The organism is Bacteroidota bacterium, assembly GCA_039714315.1.
Classification (GTDB): domain Bacteria; phylum Bacteroidota; class Bacteroidia; order Flavobacteriales; family JADGDT01; genus JADGDT01.
Genome location: JBDLJM010000183.1, coordinates 1 through 4,894 on the forward strand (window position 1 = coordinate 1; position 4,894 = coordinate 4,894).

General features: G+C 35.9%; 3 protein-coding genes. 1 reads left to right on the forward strand and 2 read right to left on the reverse strand.

Features of this window, described 5'->3' with window-relative positions:
- Positions 1 to 95: 95 nt before the first annotated feature.
- Entirely contained in the window at positions 96 to 1,691 is a 1,596-nt protein-coding gene (locus ABFR62_12940; GenBank protein MEN8139329.1) for a hypothetical protein, read from the reverse strand.
- A gap of 423 nt (positions 1,692 to 2,114) precedes the next feature.
- Between ABFR62_12940 and ABFR62_12945 the strand changes: the two genes are divergently transcribed.
- Entirely contained in the window at positions 2,115 to 2,852 is a 738-nt protein-coding gene (locus ABFR62_12945) for a hypothetical protein (protein MEN8139330.1), read from the forward strand.
- A 249-nt stretch (positions 2,853 to 3,101) separates the two neighbouring features.
- Here ABFR62_12945 and ABFR62_12950 read toward each other — a convergent pair.
- Positions 3,102 to 4,894 (reverse strand): M1 family metallopeptidase (locus tag ABFR62_12950; protein ID MEN8139331.1); only part of this gene is annotated, 1,793 nt, incomplete at its 5' end.

The following is a 4,894-nucleotide window of genomic DNA, read 5'->3' on the forward strand; positions in this document are numbered from 1 at the left end:
TTGCGAAACTTGGCGGTAAAAAAAGTTGTCATGGGTAGCCTCAAAAAAAGCCCGACACATGCCGGGCTTTTATTTGTCTTTATTTTTTAGTCGTATTAATCATCGTCGTCATCATCGTCGTCATCATCGTCATCGTCATCATCATCGTCATCATCATCGTCATCATCGTCATCATCGCCGCCATCGTCATCATCGCCGTTCCATCCATTATCATCATAATTATTACAAGGATACTCTCCACAAACAACAGCATGCGATATAAGCCAATCTACCTCTTTATACTTTCCGTTTCCATCGGGGTCATCCTCTCCCCTTACATTAAAGGTATATTTTGTTGCCTTCTTTTCTAATTGCGGCTGTCCGTTTTTACCGGCCTTATAATTATACTGTCCGGGAGATGCTTTTTTGGGTTTCTTTGAACTTGCATAAGTGTGAACTTCCGTAAGGAAATAGCCTTCATCTAATTTATAGGTAACAGAGATATTCCCGTTTCCTTTTTCTTTATAGCTAACTGTTCCTACCAATGTTCCTTTATCTGTATCATTCCTACCGCATGCAGCCCAAAGAGGTCGTGTGAAGTTAATATTATCTTTATCGTGAAGTTTAGCGGCCCATCCCCAGTTAGTCGATATTCCTAATTCAGGGTACTTTTCCGGATTATCCCTTCTTTTTCGGGTAAACACATAACCTTTTTCATCACCCTTATTTCTTTCTTTTTTAAATTTAACAAAAGCAGTTTCACACTTAATATTACCGCTGGGATCAGGATCCGGGTCAGGATCCGTGGAACTACAATCGCCCCATGTAAATTCATATTTACCATTATCACCGGTAATTACAGCAGGATCATCGTCAGCGCTAAATTCTTCCGAGATAATTTCCTTAAACGAACCGTCGGGCATCAGTAAATAAATATAAAAAGTATAAGTGTTTTCACTGTCTACAATGTCGGGATATTCTATACATAAAGGTTTATCCTCGCCCAGCCAACTCTGATTAGAATTTTTCTTTTCATTATTAACCATTTCATCACCAGCAGTAATCTCTACCTTAAATATAGCGGGAAAAGTACTGCCTTTATATGCTTTCTGACCTGAATATGGCGATCCGTTTGCATGCCATGCCTTATGATTATCTACGCAAACATCGCCTTCGAAACAAAGGGTTTTGACCTTAATTTTATTAAAATCTATCCACGAAAAACCAAATTCATCATAGCTGTATTCCTCAAAACACAGTACGTCTACATCTACAGGGTATTTTTCAAAAGCAACAACCTCGAAATCCTTACTGACTCCTTCAATTCCCCATAATTCCTGATAAGCAGAACCATTGGACGGTGCCAGCCAAATCATTTTCATATCTTTATCATAAACGGCAAAATACTCAAGTGTATGTTTCCCGACAGCCATTTTAATAACTTCGGTTTCGGTACCATCATTTAAGTTTGGTAAAACATCCAATAAATATTCCTCACCGTCTATAACAGCCTTTACATGAGCCGGCAGTTCGTCCGAGCATGTTGGTAAATCATCTTTATCGAGATCTGATTTTTTATTATCGTCTGAAACATTAACTATTCTGAATGATACATCTTGTAAGGTATCTTCTTCGGGAGGTCTCTCGCATGATGAAAATGTGAGAAAGACTATAGCAACAAGCGATGTTACTAATTTATTAAAACATCTCATTATAGTAGCTTTTGTGGTTAACTAAACGCAACTATAAAGATATGAATTTTCCTTTAAGTAACAATGAAAACCAAGCACAACATACAATTTAAACACCTGCATGTCAGTTAATTAAACAAATTAACAAACAAAGAAATCAAATATCCTTACTCCCGGGTTTATTACATTTATCACCCTGGCTTTTTCATCTGTTAACATCGTTTATTAGCTATGATTTTCATCTCTAATATGAGTTAACTCCTTTGATTTTCATACTTCAGCATTGATATATTACTCTATCTTTTTCTTCCAGTTTTTTGAACATATTAATCTTACAACAAACAAAATATATAACATATTATATAATTTACATTTTGCCTAATGTAATATTTTACTTACTTTAGATCTAATTAAAAACTAATTAACCCTCAATAATCCAATATTATGAGAAAAGTTTATTTATTATTAGCATCAATCATGTTAGTCGCAACATCTTGTGATAAAAATGATATCGCAGACGAAGCAGTATTAAAATCATTTAATGTAAAAAAATCTTCTGGTACTAAAATGTGTACTACTATTCAAAGTGCAACTCTTATGTACAATTCAGAGCATTATTTAGCTGACGAAGCATTATCGCCGGGATATGATATTTTTGGCTATAATTACCAGGCTCACATGTTTAATGGCTCTTATGCCGATGCCTATTTAGGTAGGGCAGGATCGGCTTTCCCACCTTATAATGGCGATGATGAATCATATTTGTCTGAAAATCCAGATGCTGAAAGTCATTGGGTTTGGCCATATCGTAAGATTAATTTAATTATGAAATGGAATGATGCATGGTTATCCAACAAAGATTGTGATGGGGATGGAAAATTAGACAGGCATTTTGGTTTTGATTCTTATATCGGCTCTGGTGCTTGGTTAACTAATCATGAAAAAGGACACTATATTGATGATGATGGTGTTGAAAGAACTTATACTTATTTTGTAAAAATTGTTGCTGCTCCATCTGATGCTTATGTTGTTGATGGAATTTGGTATAGTGCTGACGATACAGAAATTGGACCAGTTATTTGGGGATCATTTGCTATTATTCAAGAACAAGCTACTGGAGATATGAGTGATGTTGTTGAAACTTACAGGAGCAAATTCAAAACCGGTTTAGGTAATTGGTAAAATAAAGACTTTTAATAAAAAAGAAGACTGTTAATAATAGCAGTCTTCTTTTTTATTGTCTATTACTATCACGTAACTATCACAATTTCAAACTCTTCAACCACATACACACTACATATGATAACTTCTTTTAACCACAAAACTTAATATTTTTTGTCATCTCATCTCCTGTCAATCATGCTAAAGAGCGTGACAGGATTCTAAGGCATAAATCAAATAGTATAATATTTCTAAATCAGGTTACAAACTCTAATCCGCAGCCTCCTGCATCTTATTAGAATATGGCCTCATACGCTGCTTATAAACTTCAAATCTCGATTTTGTAACTTTTACAGGCCATGAGTTATTTTCCGTATTTATATCTGACGTTTCCTGATACTTATCAATTTCAACAGATTTAAGTTTTTTGTCGAAATAGAACACTTTAGTGAACTCTTTTTGATTATAGCGCCATATTTGTGCGGGAAGCTTCTCATCAAGCTCACTGCCATCCTCAAATATAAAACTAAGTAAAACAGGCATTATCAGCTCTCCGTTATTTTTAATTTTCAGCTCATAGAAGTAGTTAGAGTCATTCATAGCCCTCTGTTCTCCTTCTTCGGTTTGGGTAGTCATATACTCGTATGCATTCCTGTCGTATTCGGTTACAGCATATTTATCATAGCTATTATAAAAATCCAAAGCTGCAGTATCTTTTTCCACATAGGTTTTAATTCCGGCCTTACGGTTGTTTAATGTGGTGATATTTTGGCTAACTTCCTGACTGCGTCTAAATTCATTTTGCTCTTCGGGATTCTGGTTATTTACCTGTATCTCTTTTACCGAAACCAACTCTAGATCCAGATTTTTATTAGAATAAAACCATCCTCTCCAGAACCAGCCTAAATCTTCACCTGAAGCATCTTCCATAGTCCTGAAAAAATCTGCAGGTGTAGGATGCTTAAACTTCCAGCGATTTGCATATTCTTTAAAGGCAAAATCGAATAGCTCCCTACCCATAACAGTTTCCCTTAGTATATTTAACGCTGTAGCAGGCTTATCATAATTATTTTTATAATAATCTCTTGCATAATCCGAACGTGTCATCATTGTTGCCTTATTAGTAGCATCGGCTTTCATAAAAGGAACAATAGTAGTGGCATGCCCCCTATTTACAGGAAAATCTTCCTCCCATTCCTGCTCGGCAACAAATTCCAAATAAGAATTTAACCCTTCATCCATCCATGCATATTTCCTTTCATCCGAATTTATAATCATCGGAAAATAGTTATGCCCCACTTCGTGTATAATTACTTTGATCATTCCATACTTTACCCATTCAGGATAAGTTCCGTCGTATTCAGGGCGTCCAAAGTTCCAGCAAATCATAGGATATTCCATTCCCTGATCTTTTGCATTTACTGAAATAGCTTTGTGGTATGGATAGTCAAAAGTATATTTAGAGTAAGTTTTTAAAGTATGGGCAACAGCTCTGGTAGAATATTTTTCCCACAGCGGGTTTCCTTCTTTGGGGTAATAGGATACTGCCATTACCGTTTTGTTTTCCAGTTTAACAGCCATTGCATCCCAGATAAATTTTCGCGAACTTGAAAAGGCAAAATCTCTTACATTTTTTGCTTTAAAATGCCATGTTTTACTTGCCTTACTCCTACTCTTTTCAGCTTTTTCAGCCTCTTCCTGAGTTTGTATTACTACGGGTTTATCGAAAGTATTACGTGCTTTATTTAAGCGTTTTCGCTGTGTTGAACTCAATACAGAAGTTGGATTTTGCAGCTCTCCGGTTGCTCCGACCAAATGATCGGCCGGCACGGTTATTTTCACATCATAATCGCCAAAAACCAATGCAAATTCACCGGCTCCCAAAAACTGGCTTGTCTGCCACCCTTCCCTATCATTATAAACTGCCATACGCGGAAACCACTGGGCAATTACATAAATATTGTTAGCATCTTCAAATGGTTCGTATCCCGATCTGCCTCCGTATTTTATATAATCATTTATATTATACTTCCATTTTATTTCAAACTTAAAAGACTCTCCCT

What these genes read in the sequence shown, in the direction of transcription:
- ABFR62_12940 (MEN8139329.1), bottom strand. Translation starts at nt 1,691, where the DNA reads ATGAGATGTTTTAATAAATTAGTAACATCGCTTGTTGCTATAGTCTTT.
- ABFR62_12945 (MEN8139330.1), top strand. Translation starts at nt 2,115, where the DNA reads ATGAGAAAAGTTTATTTATTATTAGCATCAATCATGTTAGTCGCAACA.